The 26,632-nt window shown below is 71.6% G+C and carries 23 protein-coding genes; 9 read left to right on the plus strand and 14 right to left on the minus strand.

The genetic code is table 11. The annotated features are described in order from the left end of the window. Positions 1-198 precede the first annotated feature (198 nt). Positions 199-1,602 carry an MFS transporter gene (locus ACFV0T_RS15365; RefSeq protein ID WP_385778593.1) on the minus strand — a complete coding sequence of 468 codons (1,404 nt, stop codon included), beginning with the start codon at positions 1,600-1,602 and terminating at the stop codon, positions 199-201. A gap of 556 nt (positions 1,603-2,158) precedes the next feature. Then, the gene (locus tag ACFV0T_RS15370; protein WP_385778595.1) at positions 2,159-2,605 is read right to left on the minus strand and encodes a winged helix-turn-helix transcriptional regulator; all 447 of its coding nucleotides are present in this window, start codon (positions 2,603-2,605) and stop codon (positions 2,159-2,161) included. A 298-nt stretch (positions 2,606-2,903) separates the two neighbouring features. Here ACFV0T_RS15370 and ACFV0T_RS15375 point away from each other — a divergent pair, with 298 nt between their 5' ends. The 3 genes from ACFV0T_RS15375 (at position 2,904) to ACFV0T_RS15385 (ending at position 6,767) form a co-directional block, all read left to right on the plus strand. Next, complete coding sequence (locus tag ACFV0T_RS15375) at positions 2,904-3,602, plus strand: SDR family oxidoreductase (RefSeq protein ID WP_385778597.1); 699 nt, start codon at positions 2,904-2,906, stop codon at positions 3,600-3,602. 140 nt (positions 3,603-3,742) lie between these two features. Next, a complete protein-coding gene (locus ACFV0T_RS15380; protein WP_385778599.1) occupies positions 3,743-6,226 on the plus strand; it encodes a SpoIIE family protein phosphatase in 2,484 nt (827 codons plus the stop codon). Between the two features lie 133 nt (positions 6,227-6,359). Next, positions 6,360-6,767: a hypothetical protein gene (locus ACFV0T_RS15385; protein ID WP_385778601.1), complete on the plus strand. Its 408-nt coding sequence runs from the start codon at positions 6,360-6,362 to the stop codon at positions 6,765-6,767. Positions 6,768-6,987: 220 nt separating this feature from the next. Here ACFV0T_RS15385 and ACFV0T_RS15390 read toward each other — a convergent pair whose 3' ends face one another. Beyond that, on the minus strand, positions 6,988-7,578 hold the full coding sequence (locus ACFV0T_RS15390; RefSeq protein ID WP_385778603.1) for a TetR/AcrR family transcriptional regulator: 591 nt from the start codon (positions 7,576-7,578) through the stop codon (positions 6,988-6,990). Positions 7,579-7,765: 187 nt separating this feature from the next. On the opposite strand from ACFV0T_RS15390, the gene ACFV0T_RS15395 reads away from it, so the two are divergent. From ACFV0T_RS15395 to ACFV0T_RS15405, 3 genes are all read left to right on the plus strand, one after another. Continuing rightward, the gene (locus tag ACFV0T_RS15395; RefSeq protein ID WP_385778605.1) at positions 7,766-8,395 is read left to right on the plus strand and encodes a cysteine hydrolase family protein; all 630 of its coding nucleotides are present in this window, start codon (positions 7,766-7,768) and stop codon (positions 8,393-8,395) included. Continuing rightward, the gene (locus ACFV0T_RS15400; protein ID WP_385778607.1) at positions 8,392-9,969 is read left to right on the plus strand and encodes an aldehyde dehydrogenase (NADP(+)); all 1,578 of its coding nucleotides are present in this window, start codon (positions 8,392-8,394) and stop codon (positions 9,967-9,969) included. The genes ACFV0T_RS15395 and ACFV0T_RS15400 overlap by 4 nt, the downstream gene beginning before the upstream one ends. Before the next feature lie 149 nt (positions 9,970-10,118). Next, a complete protein-coding gene (locus ACFV0T_RS15405) occupies positions 10,119-10,604 on the plus strand; it encodes a lipocalin-like domain-containing protein (RefSeq protein WP_385778609.1) in 486 nt (161 codons plus the stop codon). Positions 10,605-10,667: 63 nt separating this feature from the next. On the opposite strand, the gene ACFV0T_RS15410 is transcribed toward ACFV0T_RS15405, so the two are convergent. The 6 genes from ACFV0T_RS15410 to ACFV0T_RS15435 all read right to left on the minus strand — a co-directional run bounded on the left by ACFV0T_RS15410 (position 10,668) and on the right by ACFV0T_RS15435 (position 17,646). Then, positions 10,668-11,879: a 4-hydroxybenzoate 3-monooxygenase gene (locus ACFV0T_RS15410; protein ID WP_385778852.1), complete on the minus strand. Its 1,212-nt coding sequence runs from the start codon at positions 11,877-11,879 to the stop codon at positions 10,668-10,670. A 175-nt stretch (positions 11,880-12,054) separates the two neighbouring features. Continuing rightward, complete coding sequence (locus ACFV0T_RS15415; protein WP_385778611.1) at positions 12,055-12,885, minus strand: ABC transporter ATP-binding protein; 831 nt, start codon at positions 12,883-12,885, stop codon at positions 12,055-12,057. Continuing rightward, complete coding sequence (locus tag ACFV0T_RS15420; RefSeq protein WP_385778854.1) at positions 12,882-13,907, minus strand: FecCD family ABC transporter permease; 1,026 nt, start codon at positions 13,905-13,907, stop codon at positions 12,882-12,884. Before ACFV0T_RS15420 ends, ACFV0T_RS15415 begins: the two co-directional genes overlap by 4 nt. 95 nt (positions 13,908-14,002) lie before the next feature. Continuing rightward, positions 14,003-15,010, minus strand: a complete 1,008-nt coding sequence (locus ACFV0T_RS15425) for a FecCD family ABC transporter permease (RefSeq protein WP_385778613.1) — start codon at positions 15,008-15,010, stop codon at positions 14,003-14,005. Positions 15,011-15,086: 76 nt separating this feature from the next. Continuing rightward, complete coding sequence (locus ACFV0T_RS15430; protein ID WP_385778615.1) at positions 15,087-16,145, minus strand: ABC transporter substrate-binding protein; 1,059 nt, start codon at positions 16,143-16,145, stop codon at positions 15,087-15,089. An 847-nt stretch (positions 16,146-16,992) separates the two neighbouring features. Then, entirely contained in the window at positions 16,993-17,646 is a 654-nt protein-coding gene (locus ACFV0T_RS15435) for a TetR/AcrR family transcriptional regulator (protein ID WP_385778617.1), read from the minus strand. Positions 17,647-17,959: 313 nt separating this feature from the next. Here ACFV0T_RS15435 and ACFV0T_RS15440 point away from each other — a divergent pair, with 313 nt between their 5' ends. Continuing rightward, entirely contained in the window at positions 17,960-19,378 is a 1,419-nt protein-coding gene (locus tag ACFV0T_RS15440; protein ID WP_385778619.1) for a lipase family protein, read from the plus strand. 166 nt (positions 19,379-19,544) lie between these two features. On the opposite strand, the gene ACFV0T_RS15445 is transcribed toward ACFV0T_RS15440, so the two are convergent. The 5 genes from ACFV0T_RS15445 to ACFV0T_RS15465 form a co-directional block, all read right to left on the minus strand. Next, complete coding sequence (locus ACFV0T_RS15445) at positions 19,545-20,996, minus strand: DEAD/DEAH box helicase (protein WP_385778621.1); 1,452 nt, start codon at positions 20,994-20,996, stop codon at positions 19,545-19,547. Positions 20,997-21,173: 177 nt separating this feature from the next. Next, positions 21,174-21,377 carry a cold-shock protein gene (locus ACFV0T_RS15450; RefSeq protein ID WP_210586179.1) on the minus strand — a complete coding sequence of 68 codons (204 nt, stop codon included), beginning with the start codon at positions 21,375-21,377 and terminating at the stop codon, positions 21,174-21,176. Positions 21,378-21,677: 300 nt separating this feature from the next. Further along, the gene (locus ACFV0T_RS15455) at positions 21,678-22,025 is read right to left on the minus strand and encodes a PRC-barrel domain containing protein (RefSeq protein ID WP_385778624.1); all 348 of its coding nucleotides are present in this window, start codon (positions 22,023-22,025) and stop codon (positions 21,678-21,680) included. A gap of 154 nt (positions 22,026-22,179) precedes the next feature. Beyond that, positions 22,180-23,247, minus strand: a complete 1,068-nt coding sequence (locus tag ACFV0T_RS15460; RefSeq protein WP_385778626.1) for a dipeptidase — start codon at positions 23,245-23,247, stop codon at positions 22,180-22,182. Further along, a complete protein-coding gene (locus ACFV0T_RS15465; protein WP_385778628.1) occupies positions 23,244-24,575 on the minus strand; it encodes an amidohydrolase family protein in 1,332 nt (443 codons plus the stop codon). The genes ACFV0T_RS15460 and ACFV0T_RS15465 overlap by 4 nt, the downstream gene beginning before the upstream one ends. 162 nt (positions 24,576-24,737) lie before the next feature. Here ACFV0T_RS15465 and ACFV0T_RS15470 point away from each other — a divergent pair, with 162 nt between their 5' ends. Both ACFV0T_RS15470 and ACFV0T_RS15475 read left to right on the plus strand, forming a co-directional pair. Then, positions 24,738-25,475 carry an IclR family transcriptional regulator gene (locus ACFV0T_RS15470; protein WP_385778630.1) on the plus strand — a complete coding sequence of 246 codons (738 nt, stop codon included), beginning with the start codon at positions 24,738-24,740 and terminating at the stop codon, positions 25,473-25,475. Further along, positions 25,472-26,419: an ornithine cyclodeaminase family protein gene (locus ACFV0T_RS15475; RefSeq protein WP_385778632.1), complete on the plus strand. Its 948-nt coding sequence runs from the start codon at positions 25,472-25,474 to the stop codon at positions 26,417-26,419. The genes ACFV0T_RS15470 and ACFV0T_RS15475 overlap by 4 nt, the downstream gene beginning before the upstream one ends. Positions 26,420-26,632 lie beyond the last annotated feature (213 nt).

Below are 26,632 nucleotides of genomic sequence, written 5' to 3' on the forward strand. Positions count from 1 at the left end.
GCGGCGAGGAGGTCCTCGCCGCCGCCGAAAGTGCGACGCTGAAGCGAACCGCGAAGCGCGGCGCCGAAATCCACCGCCCAGAGGCCCTACCGGTCGGCGTCGTCAGGTGCGTGACGAGCCATCACGCCTCGTCTTGGCAGCGACCACCGGTGGTGTGGGTGGCCGTGTCAGCGGCCACCGGAAACATGCCTGGCCTCGTCAGCGGCCACGGGTGTCCATCCCGGACGACGCCGATTCGGCCAGTCCGGCCTCCATGACGTCCCGACCGGAGACGACGCGTTCCGGGCCGTCGGCGGCCAGGCCCTCGGAGGAGGCCACTACGGTCGACGGCGAGACGGCGGTCCCGCGCAGGGCTCCGGCGAGAGCGGCGAGCAGCGCGAGCACGATCGCCACGACGCCGTACACCGTGGTCGTGGTGCGAAGGCCGTACGAGGGAACTTCGAGCCCGGCCACCACCGCGGGGACGCTGAGGGCCAGGTAGCTGAGGATGTACACCGAGGCGAAGAGCTCCGCTCGCTCGGTGGGGCCGGCCAGTACCGCGAGCGAGCGGAAGGAGCCAAGGAAGGAGCTTCCGAAGCCGGCACCGGCGACGGCGGTCCCGATGAAGAACAGCGGTGTCGAGGGGCCGACAAGGGCAAGCAGCGTGAGGCCTGTTCCGACGGCGAGCACCAGGGAACCCGCGGCCGTCACCCGCCGGGGCGCCAGGTCACGTACGAGCAGCGAGGCGATGGCCCCCGCGCCGAAGAGCGCGGTCACGACCAGGCCGCCCACCAGATGGCTGCCGATGTGCAGGACGCCCGCGACCACCGAGGGGCCCAGCGCGAGGTAGAGCCCGCCCATCGCCCAGGTGGCGACGAGGCTGGGCGTGGCGGCCAGGAACTCCCTGCGGGCCCCGGACGGCACGGCCACCCTGGGCCGCAGCGAGGCCAAGGCCCCCGGGCGGGGCGTGACCGGCTCGGGCAGGAAGGCCACCGCCGCGGCCAGCAGCACGAAGAGGGCGGCGAACAGGGCGAAGACCAGCACCGTGGGGGCGGGGGCGTACTCCACCAGCGCGCCCGTGCCCAGCGCCCCGGCGGCCAGCCCCGCGGCCGGTGCGACGGAGTTCAGCAGCGGCCCGAGCGGGGATCGCGGTGACGGCTCCAGATCCAGCAGGCCGGCGCCGATGGCTCCCACCGCCGCACCGGTCGCCAGACCCTGCAAGGTCCGTGCCACCAGCAACGGCCCGACACCGTCGGCCGTGAGGAACACGACCATGGAAGCGGCCTCCACCACGAGCGCGGCGGCGAGCACGGGCCGCCTGCCGATGAAGTCGGACAGCCCTCCGACGATCAGCAGCGCGACCAGCAGCGCCACGACGTAGACCGCGAAGATCGTGGTCAGCGTGGCAGGCGAGAAGTTCCAGCGGTGCTGGTACACCACGTAGAGCGGGGACGGCGCGGCGGACGCGGCCAGGATCGCGAGCAGTGTCACGGCCAGCAGCCAGAAGCCGACCGGCCGCGGCATCCGTCGCGCCAGGAACGTCGTCGTACGCGGATCCTTCGCGTGCGCACCTCCCCGTCCATCTCGTAGGGCCGCCCGGCCCGTCGCGCCGTTTCGGATCATGGGTCCTGTCTCCTTCGCACCTGACTTTAGATTCGCTATCCAGGTGTCAGCCTACCGCGACGCTTGCAATGTGCAAGTCGCCTGCCCGGAGATTCCGGTACAGGTGGTGCGACCTGCGGGTCCACCCGCGCGCGGTTCCGCCGAGGACAGCCGCCCGGGCACGGCGCGGGCAGGCGCGACGCACGTCCGCCGCGATCCGGCGTTGCGCACGAGCACGGGCGCGGGCGGCGAGAAGCGGTCTGGGCTACGGCGAGAAGCGGTCCAGGGCTACGCCGATGCGTCACGGAAGGGACGCGCGACGCCAGAGAGAGATCCAGGAGGTCAGGGACCCGAGAAACCGGCAGGTCAGGGACTCGGGAGAGCAATGGGTCAGAGATCCGGGAAAGCGCATACGCGGGAGGTCACCGCGTCGACGTCGAGGGCAAGCCGTGGGCACACGCATATCGGGGAGCGCCGACGACCTCGACGTGGCGGCGTCAGCCACCCCGGGGAACGCCGGGAACGCCGGCAGCCCCGTCGGCACCGGCGGGCCGGGGCGGGCGGTCCGCGGCTCCGGTCAGGTGCCGATGACGTCGTTCGTGACGGCGACCACCTCGGCGCCGGGCACCTCGCCGCCTTCCTCGTCGATGAAACCGACGTGGACGGGCCGGCCGGTGGCGCGGATCTGCCGCATCGCGGAGGGTCCCGAGGGGCGCGGGCGGTGGCGGTCGCCCCACTGCTGGAGCGCACCCAGCACCACCTGCAGGTCACGCCCCGACTCGGTCAGGTGATAACTCTGCCTCGGCCGGCAGCCCGGCTCCTGATAGGTCTGCGTGCACAGCACACCGGCCTCGACGAGAAGCTTGAAGCGGGCACTGAGCAGGTTCGAGGCGATACCCAGGGACGACTGGATCTCGGCGAACTTGTGCCTGCCGCGGAAGATCTCGCGGAGCACCAGGAAGGACCAGCGTTCACCGAGGATCTGCAGGCTGCGCTCGATGGAGCAGGCCGGCTCGTCACTCACGGGACCCGCCGACCGTCGTTCCGTTGCCACTGCCGACCTCCCACATGTCGCCGATCGCGTAGGGAAACATCCACCGCACGCAGACCACAGCCTACGCTCCTGAGTTTCATATTGCCACCCAGGTGTGCCCGCACGACCCGCCGACCGCAAGCCGTCGCCACGGCGACGACATTCCCAGGACACCCTGCCTTGCATATTTAAACTCAGCAGCTAACCTGAGAGTGTCCCGCCCGGTCGACAGACGACCACTTGTCCAGAGCCCGCCCGATCCGGGCGGGCCCGTGGGAGAGGAAGCACGATGAAAATCGAAGGATCAGTCGCCCTCGTGACCGGAGCCAATCGCGGTATCGGCCGCGCGTTCGCCCGTTCACTGCTCGACCACGGCGCGGCGAAGGTCTACGCCGGCGTCCGCGACCCCGCCGGGGTGACCGATCCCGACCTGGTCCCGCTGCGCCTGGACGTCACCGACCATGAAGCCGTCGCCGCGGCCGCCGACCTCGCGGGCGACGTCTCCATCGTCATCAACAACGCGGGGGTCGGGAGCGGGCGCACCCACCTCCTGGACGGCGACTTCGACGGTGCGCGTCACGCGATGGAGGTCAACTACTTCGGCACCTGGGCGGTGGCTCGGGCCTTCGCCCCGATCCTGGCCCGCAACGGGGGCGGAGCAATGGTGAACATGCTGTCGCTCGCTTCCTGGGCCGGTCAGCCGCTGTTTCCCGGCTACGCCGCCTCCAAGGCCGCGCAGTGGTCGCTGACGGACTCCCTGCGACAGGCCCTGCACGCGCAGGGAACCCTGGTGGTCGGCGTGCACGCCGGCTTCGTGGAGACGGATCTGAGCACCGGGATCGACGCGCCCAAGATCAGCCCCGCCACGGTGGCCGAACTCACCATGGAAGCCCTGACCGGCAACCGGTTCGAAGTCCTCGCCGACGACGAGACCCGTCGCGTGAAGGCCGCACTGTCGCAGCCGGTCGGCCCGCCGACCGGCGCCTGACGCGTCCTGCCCGGGTGACCGGCGCGTGCGCGCACGGTCGGTCACCCGGCGCGCCCCGGCCCACCACGGCCGAACGGGACGCGGTGCACACGAGACACAGGGGGATATGGACACAGGGGGGCTACGGACAAGGACGATCGATGAGCAGTTCCGTGGCAGCGGCCTTCACCGCGGCCCAGACCGACGTCGAGGTGGCCGGTGTCGGCGCGGCCATCGCCCTGCTGGACGCGGATGCGCGGGTGGTCGGGTGGACGCAGGCCGCCGAGCGGCTTCTGGGCTACGCCCCCGCCGACGTGGTGGGCCGCTCCGCCGTCCCCCTGCTCGCGGACGGCGCGGACCGGGCGAACGCGTCGGCGTACCTCGCGCCGAGAAGTGCCCCGGATCCCTGGTCCGGGTTCGCGAAGATGCGGCACCGCGCCGGCCACACGATCGACGTACGCCTGTGCGTGCAGTCCGTGTCCGGGCAGGACGGCCGGGCCCAGTGGGTCGTGTCGGCGACCGACAAGGCGACGATGTCTCCCGCGTCGGCGACGGACGGCGCCGTACCGCAGTCGCTGCCCGGGGGGCTGCGTCTTCCAGGAGGTCTGTCCGTCGGTGTCGTGATCCGCGACACCGAGCTGCGCTGCACCTGGGCGAACGACGCCCAGGGCGTGAAGGACGGTATCCCCCTCGCCCAGCGGCTGGGACGGAGGCTGTCGGAGGCGGTTCCCGGCAGCGAGGCCGAGACGCTGGAGACACTGATGCGCCAGGTGCTGCGCAGCGGGGTGCCGACACTCAACGTGGAATACCGGTCCTTCCTGTCGAGCCGGGCACGCAGCGAACGTACGCTGACGGCCTCCCTCTTCCGCCTCGACGACGGACAGGGCCGCGCCCTGGGCGTGTGCGTGGTGAGCGTGGATGTCACCGACAGCCGACGGGCACGGGAGCGGCTGGCGATCCTCGGCGAGGCCGGCAAGCGGGTCGGAACCACCCTGGATGTGACACGGACCGGTCAGGAACTGGCCGACCTCGCAGTGCCCCTCCTCGCGGACTACGCCACCGTCGACCTGGCGGAGTCGGTTCTCCTCGGCGATGAGCCTGTGAGCGGTCTGAGCCTGCGGGGCGGCCGCACCCCCACGTTTCGCCGCGCCGGCCTGGCCTCGATCCACCAGGGGATCCATAGTTCCCTGGCCGGGCCGGGAGAGCGGGTCGTCGTTCCGGCGAAGTCGCCCTTCTCCGGCGTTCTGCGCTCGGGCAGGTCCCACTTCGAGCCGATAGTGGACACCTCGGCCGGAACCTGGGTGGAGCATCACGCAGCGACGCAGGCAGCGATCCACGCGTACGGGGCGCACTCGCTGATGGTCGTCCCGATCCACGCGCGAGGGGCCGTACTGGGCATGGCGCTGTTCGTGCGGACGGACGACCGCGCGCCGTTCGAGAAGGACGATCTGCTCCTGGCCGAAGAAGTGGTCAGCTGGGCCGCGCTGTCCTTGGACAACGCACGCCAGTACGCGCGCGAACGCCTGGCGGCCCTCGCTCTTCAGCGCCACCTGCTCCCCCACCACGCGACGGGCGGGTCGGCCGCCGACGTGGCCTCCCACTATCTGCCGGCAGACAGTCACCACGGCGTCGGAGGCGACTGGTTCGACGTGATCCAGCTGTCCGGTGCCCGTATCGCCCTGGTCGTCGGAGACGTGGTCGGACACGGCATCAACGCGGCGGCGACCATGGGCCAACTCCGCGCCGCCGTACGCACCCTGGCCGCCATGGACGTACCTCCCGACGAGTTGCTGGCCCGCCTCGACGAGCAGGTCGTCCGGCTCTGCGAGGCGGATACCGACGTGGAGGACCCGGCCGGCGCGACCATGGCCGCCACCTGTCTCTATGCCGTGTACGACCCGGTCACCCGGTGCTGCACGATGGCGCGGGCCGGCCACCCACCGCCCGCGATCGTCGCTCCGGACGGTTCCGTCACCTTTCCCCCGCTGCCTGCCGGGGCGCCGCTCGGCCTCGGGCTCGGGCTGGTCCCCTTCGAGTCCGTGACCGTGCGACTGCCCGAGCACACCACGCTCGCCTTCTACAGCGACGGGCTGATCGAGGGCCGCGACCACGACATCGACGTCGGAATGGACCGCCTGGCGGCCGCCCTGGCACGGCCCGGCCTCTCGCTGGACGAACTCAGCACGTCGGTGGTGGACGCGCTGGCGGCCGGGGCACCGGGCGACGACGTCACCCTGCTCCTCGCCCGGACCCGAGCGCTCGGCCCGGACCAGGTCGCCTCGTGGCAGCTCCCGGCCACTCCGGCCGTCGTCCGCGACGCCCGGGCCCTGGCCACGAGCCAACTGGCCCGATGGGGGCTGGACCACCTGTCCGAGTCCACCGAACTCATCGTCAGTGAACTGGTCACCAACGCCATCCGGCACAGTGACGGCACGATCGGTCTGCGCCTGATCCGGCACGAGGGGCTGACCTGCGAGGTCCACGACACGAGCAACAGCCACCCGTGCCCGCGCCGGCCCCACATCACCGACGAGAACGGTCGCGGCCTCCTCCTCGTCAAGCAGCTGTCCCGCAGATGGGGAACCCGCCACACGTCGGACGGCAAGCTCATCTGGTCCGAACAGCGATTGGCTCCCGGCCCGTGACATCGCCCCCGCTCGACCATGTGTGACGCTCATGCATGTGTGACGCTCATGGCGAATTCGGTACGGTCCGAGAGTCATGCTCGCTCCCGGACCGGGCTGATTCACGCACGGCGCGGCTGCGACGATGCGTTCCGTGGTCACGGATGCGGAGTGGGAACGGATTCGAAGAAGTCTTCGCTTCGGGCAGGTCCTCCGCGGCACTGTCGTGAAGGTGCCCAGACCTGGAGCGATCGGGATCTTCGTCGACATCGGTCTGGCCGTCGGGGGCTTCGTGGACGTTCTGCTGTTGCCGGAGCAGGAGGAGCTCTGGCCCGGCGAAGGCGCGGTCGCCGATTTCGAGGTCTGGTGGGCGGACAGCCGTCAGCAGGTCCGCCTGAAGCCTTCCGATCCGCGGTACCTGCGGAAGGACTTCGCGGAGTTCACCGCGCGCTTCAGGCCCAGTTGGCCGTCCGACGTCGGCAGACCTGTTCTCGTTCGCGGACCTGCCACGCCGGATGAGCCTGCCTCGCCACTCGATCGGCAAGAGCGCCGCGAAGTGTGAGACACGGGTACGGGCGCGGACCCCGACAGCACCGACCGTGTGCCGGCGCGGCGCTCACATCACCTGCCGGACACGGGCAGGCGTCGCCGCGCTGACGCGCCCCGACGGCCTTGCCCGACGGGCCTTGTCCGACGGGCCTTGTCCGACGGGCCTTGTCCGACGGGCCTTGTCCGACGGGCCTTGTCCGACGGCAACGGATGCCCCCGTGCCCGCGTACACGTCAGCCTGCGGTGGCCGGAGCTCCTGACGCGTGTCGCTTGAGCTGGTCGGTCACCGTCTCCAGGAGTTCGTCGGAGAGCTCGGGGTCGGCCATGGCCCGGGACATGAGCGTGGCGCCGACCAGTGCGCTGAGGGTGAGCATCGCCTCGGCCCGCGCCTCCTCGCCGTTGTCGTCGAGACCGGCGATCAGGTCGAGGTAGGCGCGGACCTGCTGCTCGTAGGCCTCTTTGAAGTGCTGGTCGCCGCGTCCGGCGGCGGCGCCGAGGGTGACCAGGGCGCAGCCGGTGGCCGGCGCGTCGCGGTGCTGTTTGGCGAGGTACGCGTCGATCAGGCCGGCCCGCGGATCCTGCTCGTTCTTCCGCGCGGCCCGCTCCATTTTCGCCGTGCCCTCGGCGAGGGCCACGGCCGAAGCCTGGGAGATCAGGTCGTCCCGGGACGCGAAGTGCTTGTAGAAGCCACCGTGCGTCAGCCCGGCCTCCTTCATGAGGTCCGCGACGCCGGGACGGGTCACCCCCTCGGCGCGGACCTTGCGGGCCGCGATCCGCAGCACTCGCTCGCGGGACGCCGCCTTCTCCGCCTGTGAGTGTCCCATGCCGGGCCTCCCGTTCGAGGAGCGGCGCATGCCGCCGCCAGACCACCAGTCGCCAGAGAACTAGATGACACCCATCATACACATGCCACTGGAACACGTTTCTGATCTGCCACCACTTGACTTTCAGGATGATGCGCATAATCCTCATATCTAGATGTTGCTCATCATCCAGATTTGGAGGGACACGATGACCGAGACATACGACGTGCGCCGTACGGCGGTGCTGTTGGTGGACCCCTACAACGACTTCCTCTCCGAGGGCGGCCTGGCCTGGCCGCGGCTGGAGGCGGTGGCGGGCGAGGTCGGTCTGCTGGACCACCTGCGGACCGTGGTCGCCTGCGCGCGGGCGTCCGGCGTCCAGCTGGTGTTCGTCCCGCACCGCCGCTGGGAGAGCGGCGACTACGACACCTGGGACCACCCCAGCCCCACCCAGCGCAAGATCCAGCAGCGGCACACCTTCGCCCGCGGCACCTGGGGCGGAGAGTTCCACCCCGACTTCCAGCCCCGGCCCGGCGACATCGTGGCCCACGAGCACTGGGGACAGAGCGGCTTCGCCAACACCGACCTCGACCTCCAGCTCAAACAGCACGGCATCACCCACGTCGTCCTCATCGGCCTGCTCGCCAACACCTGCATCGAATCCACCGGCCGCTACGCCATGGAACTCGGCTACCACGTCACCCTCGTCCGCGACGCCACCGCCGCCTTCCTCCCCGAAGAGATGCACGCCGCCCACGAGCTGAACGGCCCCACCTTCGCCCACACCATCACCACCACCGACGAACTCGCCGACGCACTCAAGGAAGTCCAGTCATGACACTGACCGGAGAACTGCTGATCGGAGCGGCCGGCGTGGCCGCCACCGCGGGAACGATGAAGGCGCTCAACCCCGCCACCGGCGAACTCCTCGAACCCGACTTCGCGTTCGGCGGGCAGGCCGAGGTCGACCGTGCCCTCCGCCTCGCCGACGCGGCCTTCGACAGCTACAGCCACACCGGCCTGGCCGAGCGGGCCGCCTTCCTCGACCTGATCGCGGACAAGCTCGAAGCGGTCAAGGACGAACTCGCCGCACGTACCTCGCTGGAGACGGGCCTGGCCGCCGACCAACTCGCGGCCGAGACCCTGAAGGCCGCGGCGCACTTCCGCAAGTTCGCCACCGTCGTACGACAGGGCCGGTTCCTCCAGGCGGCCATCGATCCCGCACAGCCGGACCGGCAGCCCGCGCCGCGCATGGACCACCGTCTGCAGAAGGTGGCCCTCGGCCCCGTGGTGATCTTCGGCGCCAGTAACTTCCCGATCTCGTACTCCGTCGTGGGCGGCGACACCGCCTCCGCCCTGGCCGCCGGCTGCCCCGTCGTCCTCAAGGCGCACAACGCCCACCCCGGTGCTTCCGAGATCCAGGGCCGCGCCCTACAGCGGGCCGTCGCCGAGGCGGGACTGCACGAAGGGGTCTTCTCCCTGGTCCGGGGCGCGGGCAACGAGATCGGCGAGGCGCTGGTGTCGCACCCCCTGGTCCGGGCGGTCACCTTCACCGGCTCCGAGGGGGGCGGCATGGCCCTCTTCCGCCGGGCCCAGCAACGTCCCGACCCCATCCCGGTGTTCACCGAGATGACCAGCGTCAATCCGACCTTCGTACTCCCCGCCGCGCTGGCGGCGCGGGGCGCGGAGATCGGAGCCGGCGTCGCCCAGCGGGCGCAGTACAACGTGGGGCAGGCCTGTCTGAAGCCTGCGGTCCTCCTCGCCGTGGACGGGCCCGGCTTCACGGAGTTGCGGAACGCGGCGACGGCCGAGGTGGAGAAGACGGCGGCGCGGACGATGCTCACGCCCGGTATTCACGACGCCTACACCCACAACGTGCGGCGGATGGAGGAGGACGGCGCCACCCGGGTCGCCGCGGGACCGGCCCCGATCGGCGCGTGGGACGGGCAGTCCCTGCTGTACGAGGTCACCGGTGAGCAGGTGCTGGCCGAACCGGCCCTGCGCGAGGAGGTCTTCGGTCCGTCCGTTCTGCTGGTGCGGCTGACCGACCTGGACCAACTGCACGAGGTGGCCCGGGCCTTCAGGGGACAGCTGTCGGCCACCGTGCACGCCGAGGCAGCCGATCGGGGCGCCGCCGCGCAACTGCTGCCGGTCCTGGAGCGGCGCACCGGCCGCATCGTCTTCAACGCCTTCTCCATGCCGCAGGAGGTCTCGTACGCCTCCGTCCACACCGGCCCGTTCCCGGCCACCTCCGACAGCCGGTTCACCTCCGTCGGCATGAGCGCGATCGAGCGGTTCCTGCGGCCGGTCACCTACCAGGGCTTCCCCGACGAGCTGCTGCCCGAGCCGCTGCGCGAGGTCAACACGCTGCACGTCTGGCGGCTGGTCGACGGCGAACTCACCCGTGACTGAACCGTCTCCGGGGCCCGTGCCCACAGCGGCAACGCTCAGCCGCGAGCCTCAACCCTGCGACCCGTCACCCCCTCAACCCGCACAGGCCCCCTCCGCCCTCACCTCCCTCTCCCCGGCGGAAGGAAGTCCCGAACGAAAGGAGCAACGCGATGAGAGCCGACGACCACATGGCGGCGAGCAGCGACCGCGAGGCGTGCGAAGCGGTGCGTGACAGGCTGCTGGGCGCGTGGGAACTCGTGTCCTACGTCGCCACCGGCGGGGACGGCCGGATCGTCCACCCCCTCGGCCCCCGGCCGCACGGTCTGATCGTCTACACCCCGCAGGGCTACATGTCCGCTCAACTGGGCCGAGGCGATCGCCCACCCGCACAGTCCGAGCGCCTCGAAGAAGCCACGCCGGACGAGCTGGCACAGGCGGCGGTCACCTACGTCGCCTACGGCGGTCCCTTCCACGTGGTCGACCCGACGACCGTCGAGCATCACGTCACGACCAGCCTCTTCCCGAACTGGGCCGGAAAGCCCCAGGCGAGGAAGGTCAGTTTCGAAGCCGACCTGCTGAAGCTGAGCCTCGCCGCCCCTACCCGGCTCTGGGGCGCCGACCGCACGGCCGAGCTCACCTGGCGCAGACCGCGCTGACCACCCGACGGTCGGCGGAGTACCGGTGGCTCGCGTGCCCTGGCTCCCGCCCGGGACGGTGCTCTAGACCTGGGTGTCCCCCGTCAGGTCCACGCCCGTCGTGAGTTCCGCGAAGGCTTGCGCGGCGGCGGAGGAGGTGAAGAGGCGGTCGAGTCGGGCGCGGGCCAGGCCGCGGCGGAAGCGGCCGGAGTGGGTGTCGTCGCCGGCGTCGTGGAGCGTGCGTGTCAGCCAGTGGGAGAACTCCTGGTCGCTCCAGACGCGGCGGAGGCAGCGCTGAGAGTAGGTGCGCAGGGCGGTGTCGTCGTGATCGTGGACGAAGTCCCGGACGGCTCCGGCGAAGAGATCGGCGTCGTGGAGAGCGAGGTTCATGCCCTTGCCGCCCATGGGAGAGACGATGTGGGCGGCGTCGCCGACGAGGAACAGGCGGCCGTACTGCATGGGGTCGTGCACGAGGCTGCGGAGCCGGAAGACCTCGCGGTCGGTGATCGGACCGGAGACGAGGGCGGCGTCGGCGAGCCGGGTGCGCAGCGCCTCCCACACGCGGGAGTCGGTCCAGGCGTCGGGGTGGTCGTCGGGCGGGCACTGGAGGTAGTAGCGGCTGCTGTGCGGGCCACGGGGGAAGTGTGCGGCGAAGCCCTGCGGGCTGACCGCCAGGAGGGGATGAGCCGGGGGTGGGGCGTCGGCGAGAACCGTGAGCCAGCCGATGCCGTGGTCGAAGGCGTGCGCGGTGAGGAAACCGTCGGGGACGGCGGAGCGGCTGGTGCCGCGGTCACCGTCGCAGCCGGCGACGAAGGAGCACGTGATGGTGTGGACGGTGCCGTCGGCGGCGCGGTAGCTGACTGTCGGGCGATCTCCGGTCAACTCGTGCAGGGAGACGTCGGCGGCCTCGAAACGCAGGTCACCACCGTCGGCGAGGTACGCGGCGGTGAGCTTCTGGACCAGCACCTGCTGCGGGCACAGGCGCGCCGCGGGGCCCGCGGAGCCGTCGCTGTCGGACACGAGGTGGCTCTCGCCGTCCACGCGGAACTCCAGGAGACCGTCCGACGGGACACCGCCGAGGACTCGGTCCGCCAGCCCCCAGGAGTCGAACATCCGCACGGCACGGGTCTCGACGATGCCGGCCCGCTGGCGCTGTGCCACGTACTCGCGCGTCCGGCGTTCCAGGACGACGCACGCGATACCGCTGCGCCGCAGCAGATTGGCGACGGTCAGACCGGCCGGACCCGCGCCGATCACCACGACGGTGGTGGACTCCCGGCCCGCCACGGACTCCAGCGGCTCGGGCGACTCGGACGACTGCGGCTGCGGCTGCGGCTGCGGCTGCGGCTGCGGCTGCGGCTGCGGCTGCGATGGCTTCGACGGCTCCGGCAATTCCAGCAACTCCCCTGCCCATAAGGTCACTTGGCCACCTCTGCGGCCAGCCTAGCGGGGAGGTTCGATCTCCGGGCGGTCAGTGGGTCCGCGCCTCCTGCGGGGGCACGGGCTGCCAGGCACGGGCGGGTACGACCAGAGGGCCGCCGGTGACGGGGTCCGGGACGACGACGGAGGTGAGGCCGAAGACGTCCTGGACCAGCTCGGCGGTGACGATCTCGTCCGGCGGCCCCTGGGCGACGATGCGCCCGGCCTTCATGGCGACGAGGTGGTCGGCGTAGCGGGCGGCCTGGTTGAGGTCGTGGAGAACCGCGACGACCGTTCGGCCGCGCTCGTGGTTGAGCCGTCGGACGAGGTCCAGCACCTCCACCTGGTGTGCGATGTCCAGGTACGTCGTGGGCTCGTCGAGCAGCAGCAGCTCCGTGTCCTGGGCCAGGGCCATGGCGATCCACACCCGCTGGCGCTGACCGCCGGAGAGCTCGTCCACCGGCCGGTCGGAGAGGTCGGCCGTGTCGGTGCGCTCCAGCGCCTCGGTGACGGCCCGCTCGTCGGCGTCCGACCACTGCTGCCACCACTTCTGGTGCGGCTGGCGGCCACGGGCGACGAGGTCGGCGACGGTGATGCCGTCCGGCGGGGTCGGGGACTGCGGCAGGACACCGACCGTACGCGCGATCTGTCTGCCGGGGATCCGGGCGAGTTCGGCGCCGTCCAGCAGCACGGAGCCCCCGCGCGGCTTGAGAAGGCGGCCCAGCGCCCGCAGGACGGTGGACTTGCCGCAGGCGTTGGGGCCGACGACCACCGTGACCTTGCCGTCGGGTATCTCCAGGTCCAGGCCCTCGACGACGACACGGTCCTCGTACGCCAGAGTAAGGTCGTGGGCCGACAGGCGGCTGGTGTGCGGACGGCTCATGAGGAGGTGCCTCCGGAACGGCTGCGGGTGCGAACGATGAGCCACATCAGGTACGGGGCGCCCACCGCGGCGGTGAGGACGCCGACGGGCAGCTCGATCGGGGAGAACATACGGCGGGCCAGCAGATCCGCGACCACGACGACCAGCGCGCCGGTCAACGCCGAGGACAGCAGCGGGATCTGCGCCGTGCGCGTGAGCCGGCGCGCGATCTGCGGGGCGAGCAGCGCGACGAAGTCGACCGGGCCCGCGGCGCCGGTCGCCACCGACGCCAGGACGACCCCGAGCGCGGTCAGGCCGAGCCGAACCTGGTCCAGGCGCACGCCGAGGGCGGTCGCGGTGTCGTCGTCGAAGGACGCGCCGCGCTGTACCCACGCCGCCCACAGGGCCGCCGGGACGCCGACCAGCAGGACGAGTGCGAGGGGGCCCGCCTCCTCGTAGCCGCGGCTGTTGAGGGAACCGGTCAGCCAGACCTTGGCCTGTTGGGCCACCAGGTAGTCGCCCTTGGTGAGGAACAGCTGGGTAAGCGAACCGAGCGCGACCGACACGCCGATGCCGACCAGGACGAAGCGGGAGGAGTGCAGCCCGCGCCGCCAGGCGAAGACGTAGACCAGCAGAGCCGCCGCGACGCCACCGGCCACGGAGACGTACGGCAGCGCGTCGTCGGCGACGGCGTTGAAGCTCAGCGCGGCGACCGTGGCCGCGCCCGCGCCGTGCGTGACGCCGATGACGTCGGGACTGGCCAGCGGATTGCGCGCGACGGTCTGCACCAGCGCGCCCGCGACACCGAACGCGGCCCCCGCGAGGAGGCCGACGACCAGGCGCGGCAGCCGCAGCGTGCCCACCACCAGCTCGTCGGGGCTCGTCCGCCCGAACAGCACGCGGACGACCTCGGTCGGCGGGACGAAGGACTCGCCGACGCACAGATACGCCACCACCGAGCACGCGAGCAGCACGGTCAGTGCCGTCGCGACGACGACCGCCCGCCGGTGGACGAGGAAACTGGCCCGTCCCCCGCGCAGCACGGAGTGTCCGGCGGGACGTACGCCGCGACCGGCACGTCGTACGGCATACCCGGCCGGGTATGCACCGGGCCGGGTGGTGTCGGTCTCGGTGCTGGTCACGCGGCCACCACCGCCCGGCGCCGGACGAGCGCGATGAGGAACGGCACGCCGATCAGGGCGGTCATGACGGCCACCGGCACCTCCGAGGGCGGGAAGACGATACGGCCGAGCACGTCCGAGCCCAGGATCATCACCGGGCCCAGCAGCGCGGCGAGCGGCAGCACCCAGCGGTGCGCGGTGCCCACCAGGGCGCGGGCGATGTGCGGTACGGCGAGGCCGGTGAACGCGATCGGGCCGACCGCTGCCACCGCCGCTCCGGTGAGCACGGTCGCGCCCAGCGCCCCGAGCACACGCAGCAGTCCGACGTTGTGCCCGAGAGCCTTGGCCGCGTCGTCGCCGAGCGCGAGCGCGTCGAGACCGCGGGCCATCGCCGCGACCAGCACCAGGCCGGCCAGCAGGAACGGCCAGAGCTGGCCGATGATCTCGCTGTCCCGGCCGCTGATCGAACCCACCTGCCAGAAACGGAACTCGTCGAGGGCTCGGGCGTCGGTGGTGGCGATCCCCGACACGAGCGCTGCGAGGAAGGCGTTCATCGCGGCGCCCGCGAGCGCGAGCTTGACCGGCGACGCGCCGCCCCGCCCGCCGCTGGCGACGGCGTACACGCCCACCGCCGCCAGCGCCGCGCCCGCGAACGCGAACCACACGTAGCCACCCAGCGTGTGCACGCCACAGAACGCGATCGCGCACACCACGCCGACCGACGCGCCCTGGCTGACGCCGAGGATGCCCGGTTCCGCGATGGGGTTGCGGGTGACGCCCTGCATCACCGTCCCGGCGAGGGCGAGCGCGGCGCCCGCCAGTACGCCGATGACCGTGCGCGGTACCCGCAACGACCGCACCACCTGGGCGTCGTCACTGCTGCCGCCGTGCAGCAGGGCCTGGATGACCTCGCCCGGCGCGATCTGGCGGCTGCCCACGGCGAGGCTCAGCAGGACGGCGATCAGGAGCATCACCGTGGCTGCCGACAGCCAGCCGGCCCGGCGGGTGGGGGTGGGTGGCGACATGCGCCGAGCTCACTCTCTCTTGCTTGTCAGGCCGTCAGGCCGTGAGGTACGGCCGGTCGTCAGGCACGGCCGGTCGTCAGGGAGCCAGGTGCTTCTGGAGGTCGTCGAGCACCGCGTCGGCAGCGGTGACGCCGAGCCCGAGGTACCAGGTCTCGTCCGGCACGTCGTAGGCGTGGCCGTCCTTGACCGCCCTGAGGTTCTTCCAGAGCGGGTTGCCCTGGGTCTTGGTCTTGTCCGTGGCCTTCGGGTCGCCGTAGACGCCCGTGAAGATCCAGTCGGCGTCGGCCTGGTCGATGTTCTCGGCGCTGACCTCTGCCGCCAGGTCCGCGATGTCCTGGTTCTTCGGGCGCGGGATGCCGACGTCCTTGAGGATCGTGCCGATGAAGGAGTCGTTGCCGTAGAGGCGGATGACGCCGTCGGGCATGTAACGGACCATCGACACGGTCGGCTTGTGGGCACCGAGCCTGTCGCCGAGGGCCTTGGCCCGCTTCTCGTACGCGGCGAGGTTCGCCTCGGCCTGCGCGGTCTTGTCCAGCGCGCCCGCGTTGAGGAGGTAGTTCTCCTTCCACGTGAAGCCGGGGCGGATCGAGAAGACGGTCGGCGCGATCTTCGACAGCTCGTCGTACGAGTCGGCGGCGCGCAGCTGGCTGCCCAGGATCAGGTCGGGCTTGAGAGCGGCGATCGCCTCCAGGTTGAGGCTGTTGATGGTGCCGATGTTCTTCGGCGTGCCGGCGTCCTTCTTCAGGTACGACGGGAGGTCCGGCGAGCCCTCGGTCGGGGCCAGGCCGACCGGCTTCACACCCAGCGAGACAACGTTATCAAGCTCGCCCACGTCGAGGACGACCACGCGCTTGGGCTGGGCCTTGATCTCGGTGCTGCCCATCGCGTGCTTGATCGTGCGCGGCCACTGGCCGGGCTTGGCGTCCGTGCCGAGCGCGGCGGTCTTCTCCGCCGCGTCCGCGAAGTCCTTGCCGCCCTTCGCCACCGACTTCGAGTCCTTCGCCCCCGACCCGGCTTCGGCGGACGCGCTGCCCTCCTTGCCGTTCCCCGAGGAATCGCCGCTGCACGCCGCGAGGGACAGTGCGGCGGCGACGGCGAGAGCGACTGCGGCTGTACCGCGGCGCCGAAGAGACATGTGACGGCTCCTAGCTGTGGTTCACCTGTGAACAATTAGGCGAGCCTTACCTTATGTGGAACCTGCGCGAGGGATGCAAGGGGGGTCCCTGGAGCGGGGGGCGGGTCCCGGGAGCGCCGGATCCGGTCCAGTCGCACGGGGGCGAGCACTCCCGAGCACTCCGATGACTGTCCAGTTTCGTCGGCGGCCGGGGCCTGCCTCGACGGGTCGGCGGCTTTACGTCGCGGTCGGCGGCGTCGGGGCACGTGATGCGCGCAGGGCGCACGAGGGCGTCCTGCCGTTGCCGTCGCCGTTGCCGTCCGCGCACGGCCAGGGGTTCTCGCGTTGCCCCGCGATTCCGCGCGACCGGGACGAGTCGGGACGACCCTCCCCGATGCTTCCGCGCGACCGGGACAAGTTGGGCGACACTCCCCGAGTGGATCAGCCGGGCTTGCAGGTCACACGGCCACACGGTGACACGGTGACACGGTGACACGGCCACATGGTCACATGGTCACCTAGGAACTCGTAGCGCTCGTCGACCACTTGCTCCGCCTCGCGCAGACCCAGGTCCAGCGGGCGCAGAGCGTCCCGGACCCGCCTCACCGCCGCCATCCGGTGACCGCGCGCCACCATCGCGTCGACCCCTTGACGAGTCCTCTCCGGGCAGGTCCACCAACCGCTCACCGGGTCACTCGCCGGATGTCATGGGCGGAGCACCCTCCTGGAGGTGCGCGGGCCTCCGCGTCGGCTCGGGGGAATCACGACGCGAAGGTCCGCACATTCATTCTCCGCTCCGGTTCCCGGGTCCGCCTCCCCAGCGCCGTGGTGCGGCTGACCGGCCGCAGCCATCCGTGGCGGAGCCCCGTCAGTACGGCAGGCCTTCGGCCGCCGCGCACAGGGCCGTGTGCAGCGAGGCGGTCAGCCCGGTTCCCGGACGGGGTCCGGCGGGGTCCATGAGGCAGTCCTCCACCGCCGCCCGCAGCGCGCCGTTGAACATCGCCGCGTGCACCTTCACCCGCAGACTGTCCGGGCTGCTTCCGGACCGCTGGGCGAACAACTCGGCGAAGACCGGCAGCGCGTCGTCGTGCACCTGAAGCCACACCGCGCGCAGCCCCGGTTCGGTACGGATCATGGAAATGAGGTCCCAGACGACCTCCGGGGGATCGAAGACCTCGCCCCACGTGCGCGGATCCTCCAGGTAGGCCCGTAGCGGGGTGTCCGGCGGCCAGGCACGCAGCGCCTCCGCCATGAACTCCAGGCCCGCTGTCAGCAGAGGTCCGACGCAGCTCTCCTTGGTCGGGAAGTGCCGCCAGAGGGTTCGGGCCGAGATGCCGACGGCCTGGGCGATCTCCTCCCCCGTGGTCGCCGTGACGCCCTGCGCGGTGAAGAGGCCGATGGCCTCCTGGGCGATCTCCAGGCGGAGCGCGGACTTGCGCCGCTCACCGAGCGTCGGCCGTCGCGCGACCGGTTCCGCCGAAGCCGAGCGCCGTCCGACCGTTGCCTCGTGCACTGCCGTCACACCACCTATGCGTCCGATCGACGCAGCATAGCGAGAGCGGTATTTGACGCGTGCAGACATCTTGTCACTGAGTGACACCCAGTCCTAGTCTGCCGATGTGACTCCCGAGTAACTGACCCGGGAGTCATAAATCCTGACCCGAGAGGGCGGACCACGAAGGACCGGCAGCACGCCACTGCCCATGCACCCACCCGAGCCCGGGCGGCCACCTGATCCGGCCGTCCCGGTGGTCGGCATGCGCGACGCACCACCCCGAAGGACTCCAGGGGCCGCCACCCGCCCCGAACTCCGTCCGCCATCAGGAGTGAGCCGCATGAAGCGATCGAACAGGATGCCCGAAGAAAGAGCCGCCTCCGTCACCGTCTCCGCGACCCTCACGACCGCCGCGACCCGTGGCCGGCGGCCGGCCACCGCACTGGCGGCCGCCCTGGTCGCCGCTTGCGGCCTGAGCGCCACGGCCGGGCCCGCCTCGGCCGCCGCAGCCGCCTCGGAGCCGGCCGGATCACTCACCGCGGCCGCGGCCGTCCCGCCCTTCTACACCCCGCCCGCCGAACTGCCCGACGCCAACGGCACGCTGGTGCGCACCGAACCGCTTCCCCTCGCGCTGAGTCTGCCCGGCATCGACGGCCCGCTGCCCGGGACGGCGACCAGGCTGATGTACAAGTCGACCGACTCGGCCGGCCGGCCCCTCGCCGTGACCGGCGCGTACATCGAGCCGGCCGCCGCCTGGACGGGCAGGGGACCCCGCCCCCTGGTGGCCCTCGCCCCCGGCACGATGGGACAGGGCGACCAGTGCTCGGCCTCTCTCGCCCTCGAACACCCCATCGCCCTGAACGAAGGCTCCGTGTCCGTCGGCTACGAGGCACTGGCCGTCTACCGGATCCTCAGCCGGGGTGTCGCCGTCGTACTCACCGACTACGCGGGCCTCGGCACGACCGACCGCGTCCACACCTACGTCAACCGTGTCGACGAGGGCCACGCCCTCCTCGACGCCGCGCGCGCCGCCCGTACGGTGGCCGGGGCAACCGTCACCTCCACCTCACGCGTCGGCCTGTACGGCTACAGCCAGGGCGGCGGCGCCAGTGCCGCGGCCGCCGAACTCCAGCGCTCCTACGCACCGGACGTCCCCCTGGCGGGGACCTATTCGGGAGCGCCGCCCGCGGACCTGACCGAGGTGATGAAGGGTGTCGACGGCAGTTCCCTGGCAGCCGCCATCGGCTGGTCCGTCAACGGCTTCCGGCAGAGCGACCCGGCCCTCGGACCCGTCGTCGACGCCCATCTCAACGCGGCCGGCCGGGCCGCGCTGGCCGACACCTCGACCATGTGTGTCGGCGACGCGCTCCTGTCCTACGGGGCCGTGTCGAGCACGGAGTGGACGAGCGACGGCTCCTCCGTCTCCCAGGTCGTCGACGCCGAGCCCCGGCTGAAGTCCTTCATCGACGCGCAGCGCATCGGCACCCTCAAGCCCACGGGCCCGGTGCGGGTGGTCAGCGGCGTCAACGACGACATGGTCACCCACGCGCAGGTCCGCCGGCTCGCGGCCGACTGGTGCGGCAAGGGCGCGGACGTCACCTACGTGCCGGTCAACCTGCCGAGCCTCGGGGAGAAGAACATCGTCAACCACTTCGCCCCGCTGCTCACCGACCAGGGCACTGCCATCTCGTGGCTGGTCGACCGGCTCTCCGGAAAGGCCACGACGTCCAACTGCTGGATGCTGCCGGTCCTTCCCTGAGCCCGAGCCGCGAGCGGAACCCGACCGGGATCTCGGTCCCACGGGTCCTACCGGTCCTGGTCCTAGTGCCGCAGCAGGCGACGTTCGCCCCGTCGCGACGCCCGGCACGCACTCCCGCACGCACCGGACGCCGCTCCTTCACGGGCGAACGTTGCCCGCCACGGCACTAGTCGCCGCGACGGATCCGGGCGGCCTTGCGGGCCTCGGCGAGTTGGCGGGCCTCGGCGGACCGGCGGGACTCGCCGCCGGCGCGACCGGTCTGCCCCGGGCGGGTGCCCAGACCACGGAAGGGGGCACCGCCGCGCTTCGGGCGCTCCGCGACGGGCTTGCTGCCGTTGACAGGGACGCCGGAGGGCGCCTGCGCGCCGGTGATGCGGCTCAGCTCGGCCTCACCGGAGCGGATCTGCGTGATCTGCGGCCTGATGCCCGCGTCGGACAGGAGACGGGCCATGTCCCTGCGCTGGTTGGGCAGCACCAGCGTGACGACGGTGCCGGACTCGCCCGCGCGGGCCGTACGGCCGCCGCGGTGCAGGTAGTCCTTGTGGTCGCTGGGCGGGTCGACGTTGACGACCAGGTCGAGGTCGTCCACGTGGATGCCGCGGGCCGCGACGTTGGTGGCCACCAGCACCGTCACGTGGCCGTCCTTGAACTGGGCCAGGGTGCGGGTGCGCTGGGGCTGCGACTTGCCGCCGTGCAGAGCGGCGGCCTTCACGCCACTGCCCAGCAGATGCCTGGTGAACTGGTCGACGGCGTGCTTGGTGTCCAGGAACATCATCACGCGCCCGTCGCGGGCGGCGATCTCCGTGGCGGCGGCGTACTTGTCGGCGCCGTGCACGTGCAGCACGTGATGGTCCATCGTGGTGACGGCGCCCGCCGAGGGGTCGACCGAGTGGACCACCGGGTCATGGAGATAGCGCCGGACCAGGAGGTCGATGTTGCGGTCCAGGGTGGCCGAGAACAGCATTCGCTGCCCCTCGGGGCGGACCTGGTCCAGTAGTTCGGTGACCTGGGGCATGAAGCCCATGTCCGCCATCTGGTCGGCCTCGTCCAGGACGGTGATGCTCACCCTGTCCAGACGGCAGGCCTTGCGCTCGACGAGATCCATGAGGCGGCCGGGTGTCGCGACGACGACCTCGGCGCCGTCGCGCAACGCGCTCGCCTGCCGGCTGATCGAGATACCGCCGACCACCGTGGCCAGTCGCAGTTTCAGCAACCGGGCGTACGGATCGAGCGCGTCGGTGACCTGCTGGGCCAGCTCGCGGGTGGGGACGAGGATCAGGGCCAGCGGCTTCCGCGACTCGGCGCGCTGCCCGCCCGTACGCACGAGAAGCGCCAGACCGAAGGCGAGCGTCTTGCCGGATCCGGTGCGCCCGCGTCCCAGGACGTCACGCCCCGCGAGGGCGTTCGGCAGGGTGGCGGCCTGGATCGGGAACGGCTCGTGCAGGCCGAGGTCGGTGAGCATGTTCAGCAGCTCGCCGGGCATGTCCAGTTCGCCGAAGGTCGCAGCCGCGGGGAGCGCCGGGGTGACGCTGACCGGCAGCTCGAACTCTCCCTGGGGGCCGGAGGGACGACGTTCGTTGCCTTCTGAACCGACGCCGGGGCGAACTGGACGACTCATGCACAACCTTCCTCGACATGGCACGCATCAAGGAATTTCGCGGCAGGAATGAGCCGGACGAATTGCGACAATGCGAGCTAAAACTAGGACCGGACAAATTCTGCCCGAAAATACACAAAAACGAAGTTGGGACCCCACCCTGAGGTGCGGGTCCCAACTTCGTCAAACGCCTAGGCGTCAGGCGGGGGTGATGTTCTCCGCCTGGGGGCCCTTCTGGCCCTGGGTGACGTCGAAGTTCACCTTCTGGCCCTCCTGGAGCTCACGGAAGCCCTGGGTGGCGATGTTCGAGTAGTGGGCGAAGACGTCGGGGCCGCCGCCGTCCTGCTCGATGAAGCCGAAGCCCTTTTCCGCGTTGAACCACTTGACGGTGCCAGTAGCCATGTCACATCTCCTTCGGGGCAGTGCCCGCGGACTCGCACTGTGCGAGCCCGTGCGTCGCCACAATGAACCCCGTCCGGATAAGCACCGGAAATACATAAACGCCTGACGACATCCAACCGTCGAGACATTTGAAGTTTCGGGAACCACAACTGCAACTACTTCCAGCCTAGCACGGCACATACATTCGTACCGGTTTCCCTCCGCTACGGCGTGGCGCCGGACGCCGTCACCCGCCGCCTGCCGGGTGGCCGACGACGGCCGGGTGCCGACAGGGCTGGTCGCGGCGCGGGCCCGCCCGGGTCAGTGGCCCGAGCCGTACCGGCCACCCAGTTGGTCACGGTGGCGCGGGTCGCCGAGATAGGTGTCGACGTCGAAGTCGAGCGCCGACTTGACCTGCTCCTTCGTACTCGACACCTGCACGATGCGGGCGTCGTGGTCGACACCCATGACGGTGTCCGAGGGGATCACCACGTCCTTGCCGAGAACCCAGACGCCGGTGTGCACCACCAGGAACCGCGGGCCGAGGTCCCTGGAGTACTTGCTGACCTTGCCGACATGACCGTCCGTGGCGTCCACCTGGTATCCGGTGAGGTCGTCGTCCGGGGTATGGCCGGCGGTCGGCACTTGGCGTGCGCGGTAGTCGCTCACGTTGTCCTCCCTGTCCTCGCGTCGTCGCGTCGTCGCGTCGTCGCTGTCGTCCTGCTGATGCTTGTCCTGAGTCCTTCGTGTGCCCGTTGTGGCGCGCGGCAGACGTGCCGGAAACATCACCCCTCGCGACCGTGGAGGACCGGCCGACCGGCGGCTACGGCGCCCACACCCGTTCGGCGTAGTCGACGAAGTTGCGCCCCATGATCTTCTCGATCCGGCCGGAGGAGTAGCCGCGCCGCTCCAGCAGGCGTATCAGTTCACGGAACTGGTCCACGCCCCGCAGATCGACCACGAACGGCAGCGTGTCCGCCCGCTCGCCCGCCGCCGAGACCCCGGCCTCCTGGCGCTGGGCCACGTGCTCCGCCAGCCGGGCCCGGTACGCGTCCAGGTCGTCGATCGCAGTGACGGGCCCGTCGGTGCCGATGCCGACGTGGTCCTCTCCGCAGACGTCCACGGCGTGCGCGATGTGCTCGACGACGTCGGCGGCACACGCGTGGCCGGTGGGGCTGAGGAACGGCATGAAGTAGATGCCGACGAACCCGCCGCGGGAGGCGACCAGACGCAGTTCCTCGTCGGTCTTGTTGCGGGGCAGGTCGGTCAGCGCGCGGCACCCCGTGTGGTTGATCGACACGGGTACGCGGGAGTACGTGGCCGCGTCCAGACAGGTCCGCTCGCCGCTGTGCGACAGGTCGACCATGAGGTGGTGGTCGTTGAGGGCGTCGACCACCTCGTGCCCGATGGCGGTCAGTCCGGTGCCGGCCGGCGCCGACGAACCGCCACCGAGGTGGTTGGCCTGGTTGTAGGTCAACTGCACGACGCGTACGCCGCGTTCGGCGAACGTGGCGACACGGCCGGCGTCGTCGCCCACGGCCACCGCGTTCTGGAATCCGTAGATGACACCGACCCGACCGTCGCGTGCCGCCGTGTGGATGTCCGCGACGGTGGTCACCTTCAGCAGGTCGTCGGGGTGCCGGGCGATGACGGCGTCCCAGACGTCGATCTCGTGCAGGGTGTGCGCGTAAGGCGGCAGATCGCCCATCACGTAGCCCAGGGTGATGTTGACGGCGGTCAGGCCCGAGGCCCGCGCCTCGGCCAGGGCCCGGGGGTCGAGGGTGAACTGCTCGCTGCCCGGGTTCAGTTCGCCCGCCGCCGCCATCGACTGCGCGGAGTTGGGGTTGTCGAGCTGGCCGAGGGCATTGACGATCAGGGGCGTGCCGGTCAACGGTTCTCCCTGGGAGCGGTGGTGGTGTAGGCGCTGCGCGGGAAGCGGTGCCCCCGCTTGACGGTCAGGGTGATCGTGCGCAGGTGGTCGATGTCGGCCAGCGGGTCCCGCGCGAAGACGGCGAAGTCGGCCAGCTTGCCCGGCTCGACGCTGCCCGTGAGGTGTTCCGCGCCGGCGCTGCGGGCGCCGACGAACGTCGCGGAACGCAGCACGTCCGGGGCCGGGATGCCGCATCGCCTGACGAGAAAGGCGAGTTCCTCGTAGAGGGCGGGGAACGGGTCGCCGGGGGCGGTCTCGTAGTCGGTCCCGGTGGCCAGCTGTACGCCGGCCCGGTGTGCCTGCGCCGTGAGAGCGATGGCCAACTCGGTGTTGCGGGAGGCTCGTTCGGACGCCTCCGGGTCGTCGCCCGCGAGTGCCTCACTGGCCCACATTCCGGCGGTCGCGTCCAGGACGACTCCCTGCTCGCGCATGCGGGCGAACAGGGCGGCGAGCCGCGCGTCCTCGCCGGTGACCAGGCTCGCGTGGTCGACGGCCGGCTTGTCCTTGTAGGTGGTCAGGGGTGCCGTGGCCGCCTCGTGGGCCAGCAGCGTCACGTGCGAGACGGTGTCCACTCCGGCCGCGACGACCTCGCCGGGTGTCGCGGGGAACACGGCCGCGTGCGCCCAGACCGGGATGCCCTGCCGGTGCGCCTCGGCGGTGATGGCGGCGACGACGCCCGCGTCCAGGTCGGCGTAGACCTTGATGGCCGCCGCGTAGGTCCCCCGGGCGAGGGCGACCGCCAGGGGCAGGTCGGTCAGGTCCGTGACGGCCTGCATCCAGGGCACCTCGCCCGGCACGGCGCCCTGTGTCACCTGGTGGGTCCTGGGATCGTCGAAGAACCCCGGACCTGCCATCAGCGCCGCGTAGTGGATGTCCGGGGCGGCGATCTCCCCCACCCGTGCGGCCCGCGCCAGGTCGCCGATCTGCCGGAGGTCGTCGGCCATGTCCCGTACGGCCGTGACCCCGCTGTGCACGAGGCGGCGCAGTACGGCCTCGGCGGCCGGGCGGTCAGGTGGCGTGGCGAGGTGCTGATGCGCGTCGACGAGGCCGGGTGTGACGAAGTGGCCGGTGAGGTCGACGACTTCAGCGCCCTCGGCGCGGAAGGCCGCGGCGTCCACGTCGTCCATCACGGCCCGGATCAGGGAACCGTCCACGACGATCGACGTCGCGGGCCGGGGCGGGCTGCCGGTCCCGTCGAACAGCGTGACGCCGCGGTAGACCACGACCGTTCCGCTCTCGGGAGGGGCGAACGGGGTCGCCCCTCCCGCACTGTCGCTCGTCAAGGTCACCACTCCCAGCTTGTTACGCTCTACGTAACAACTCTCTCGCTATGTGAAACAGGCGGTACTCTACCTCCGTAACCGGGCGGTCGGCGGTCGGCTGCCGACGAAGGGCCCGCCGGCGGGGCTTCGATCGAAAGGGCTGCGATGCCGCAAGAGTCGCGAACGGCCGTGGACAAAGCGCTGGACCTGGTCGAGGCCGTCTCCCGGGCTCCGCGGCCGCCCCGGCTGACCGACCTGGCCGGCGAGGTCGGACTGCACCGGGCCACCGCCTACCGGATCCTGGTGGACCTGGTCCGCCGCGGCTGGGTCCTTCGGACCGGCGACCGTTATCTGCCCGGCACCGCCGTCCTGCGCCTGTCGGTCCGGGCGGCACACAATTCGCTGACGTCGCTGGCCCGCCCCGTACTGGAGGACCTGTCCGCGCGCACCGGTCTGATGGTCAACCTCCAGGTCCTCGAGAACGACGGCTCCCGAGTGGTGGACGTGGTCCGGCCGGACCACCTGGCGATGATCAGCACACTGCTCGGCGAGGCCCTGCCCGCGCACCGGTTCGCCGGTCCGCTCGCCCTGGTGGCCGCCCTCGCCCCGGAGGCACGCGGCCCCTACCTGGACGCGGCCCGGAAGGCCGGACATCCGCTGGACGGCGACACGGGCCTGCTCGCCGACATCGAGCGGACCCGGGCCGCCGGGTTCGCCGTCGAGCACGGCCGCAACGAGCAGTTCGTCGCGTCCCTGAGCCGGGCCGTCGTCCCGGCCCCCGGCGCGCCGGTCTGCGCCGTCACCGTCGTCGGCCCGGACGCCGAGATCGACGCACCACGCATGCTTGGGCTGCGCGCCGACCTCGCCTCGGCGGCGGACGTCCTGGGCGGCCTGCTGTCCGGCACCAGCGGGGCGGGCGACGCGTGAACGACCTCCTCGTCCTCGACCGGGCCGCCACCGCGGCGGCGCTCGACCCCCACCACCTCATGGCCGCCGTGGCCGACGCCCTCACCGCCGTGGCACGCGGACAGGCGTCCGCGCCGCCCCGGATCGCGGCGTCCGCGCCCGGCGGCCTGCTCGGCGCCATGCCCGGATACGTGCCGGGTCTGGGCCTCGCGGCGAAGCTCGTGTCGGTGTTCGCCGACCCCGCCCGGCCGGGCCGCAGCACCCACCGGGGCATCGTGGCCCTCTTCGACACCTGTGACGGCCGGCCCCTGGCCGTCATGGACGCCGAGCCCGTCACGGCCTGGCGCACCGCGGCGGCCGCCACACACAGCGCTCTGGCCCTGGCCCGCCCAGGCCCCGTCGTGGTCGTGGGCACCGGCGCCCAGGCCCGCGCCCAGGTCTCCCTGCTGGCCGCGCTCCGGCCGGCCGAGCCCGTCACCGTCGCGGGCCGCGACCGTACGGCGGTCCACGCGACGGCCGCCCTGCATCCCGCGGGCCGTGCGGCCGACGGCATCGAGGCCGCCGTACGCGAGGCGGCGACCGTGTACTGCTGCACCGGCGCGACCCGCCCTGTCCTGCGCCGCGACTGGCTCGCCCCGGGCACGCACCTGAGCTCGGTCGGCGGTTCCCATGGACCCGAACTCGACGCCGCGACGATCCGGGAGGCGGCGCTCTTCGCCGAGTGGCTCGGCGCCGCCGGGACGCCGCCGCCCTCCGGCGCCCACGAGCTGCAAGGACTGCCGCAGGGCCGCGGCGTCACGCTGCTCGGATCCGTCCTCGCCGGCGACGCCCCCGGTCGGCACTCCCCCGACCTGCTCACCGTCTTCAAGTCCACCGGCCACGCGGCCCTGGACGTGGCGGCCGCCCATGTCGTGCACGGCGTGGCGACCGGACGCCTCACCGTGACGGACGGGCCACCTCACTAGTGCCGCAGCAGGCAACGTTCGCCCCGGGACGGGGAGCGCGACCGAACCGCTCCCGCAGGGCGGTTCACCGCGGGAGCCGTTCACCGCGGGGGTGACGTGACGCGGCCCTTCCTCTCCCCCGGAGCAGGACGGGCCGAGGTCGTTCATGGAGACGTCAGGCGGCGAACGGCTAGAACGCGCCCCAGTAGTCCGCAAGGAAGTTCTGGCCAGGGC

This window comes from Streptomyces sp. NPDC059582 (assembly GCF_042735715.1).
GTDB lineage: Bacteria > Actinomycetota > Actinomycetes > Streptomycetales > Streptomycetaceae > Streptomyces.

What these genes read in the sequence shown, in the direction of transcription:
- ACFV0T_RS15375 (WP_385778597.1), top strand. Translation starts at nt 2,904, where the DNA reads ATGAAAATCGAAGGATCAGTCGCCCTCGTGACCGGAGCCAATCGCGGT.
- ACFV0T_RS15430 (WP_385778615.1), bottom strand. Translation starts at nt 16,145, where the DNA reads ATGTCTCTTCGGCGCCGCGGTACAGCCGCAGTCGCTCTCGCCGTCGCC.
- ACFV0T_RS15365 (WP_385778593.1), bottom strand. Translation starts at nt 1,602, where the DNA reads ATGATCCGAAACGGCGCGACGGGCCGGGCGGCCCTACGAGATGGACGG.
- ACFV0T_RS15415 (WP_385778611.1), bottom strand. Translation starts at nt 12,885, where the DNA reads ATGAGCCGTCCGCACACCAGCCGCCTGTCGGCCCACGACCTTACTCTG.
- ACFV0T_RS15445 (WP_385778621.1), bottom strand. Translation starts at nt 20,996, where the DNA reads ATGAGTCGTCCAGTTCGCCCCGGCGTCGGTTCAGAAGGCAACGAACGT.
- ACFV0T_RS15425 (WP_385778613.1), bottom strand. Translation starts at nt 15,010, where the DNA reads ATGTCGCCACCCACCCCCACCCGCCGGGCCGGCTGGCTGTCGGCAGCC.
- ACFV0T_RS15390 (WP_385778603.1), bottom strand. Translation starts at nt 7,578, where the DNA reads ATGGGACACTCACAGGCGGAGAAGGCGGCGTCCCGCGAGCGAGTGCTG.
- ACFV0T_RS15395 (WP_385778605.1), top strand. Translation starts at nt 7,766, where the DNA reads ATGACCGAGACATACGACGTGCGCCGTACGGCGGTGCTGTTGGTGGAC.
- ACFV0T_RS15400 (WP_385778607.1), top strand. Translation starts at nt 8,392, where the DNA reads ATGACACTGACCGGAGAACTGCTGATCGGAGCGGCCGGCGTGGCCGCC.
- ACFV0T_RS15440 (WP_385778619.1), top strand. Translation starts at nt 17,960, where the DNA reads ATGAAGCGATCGAACAGGATGCCCGAAGAAAGAGCCGCCTCCGTCACC.
- ACFV0T_RS15405 (WP_385778609.1), top strand. Translation starts at nt 10,119, where the DNA reads ATGAGAGCCGACGACCACATGGCGGCGAGCAGCGACCGCGAGGCGTGC.
- ACFV0T_RS15450 (WP_210586179.1), bottom strand. Translation starts at nt 21,377, where the DNA reads ATGGCTACTGGCACCGTCAAGTGGTTCAACGCGGAAAAGGGCTTCGGC.
- ACFV0T_RS15380 (WP_385778599.1), top strand. Translation starts at nt 3,743, where the DNA reads ATGAGCAGTTCCGTGGCAGCGGCCTTCACCGCGGCCCAGACCGACGTC.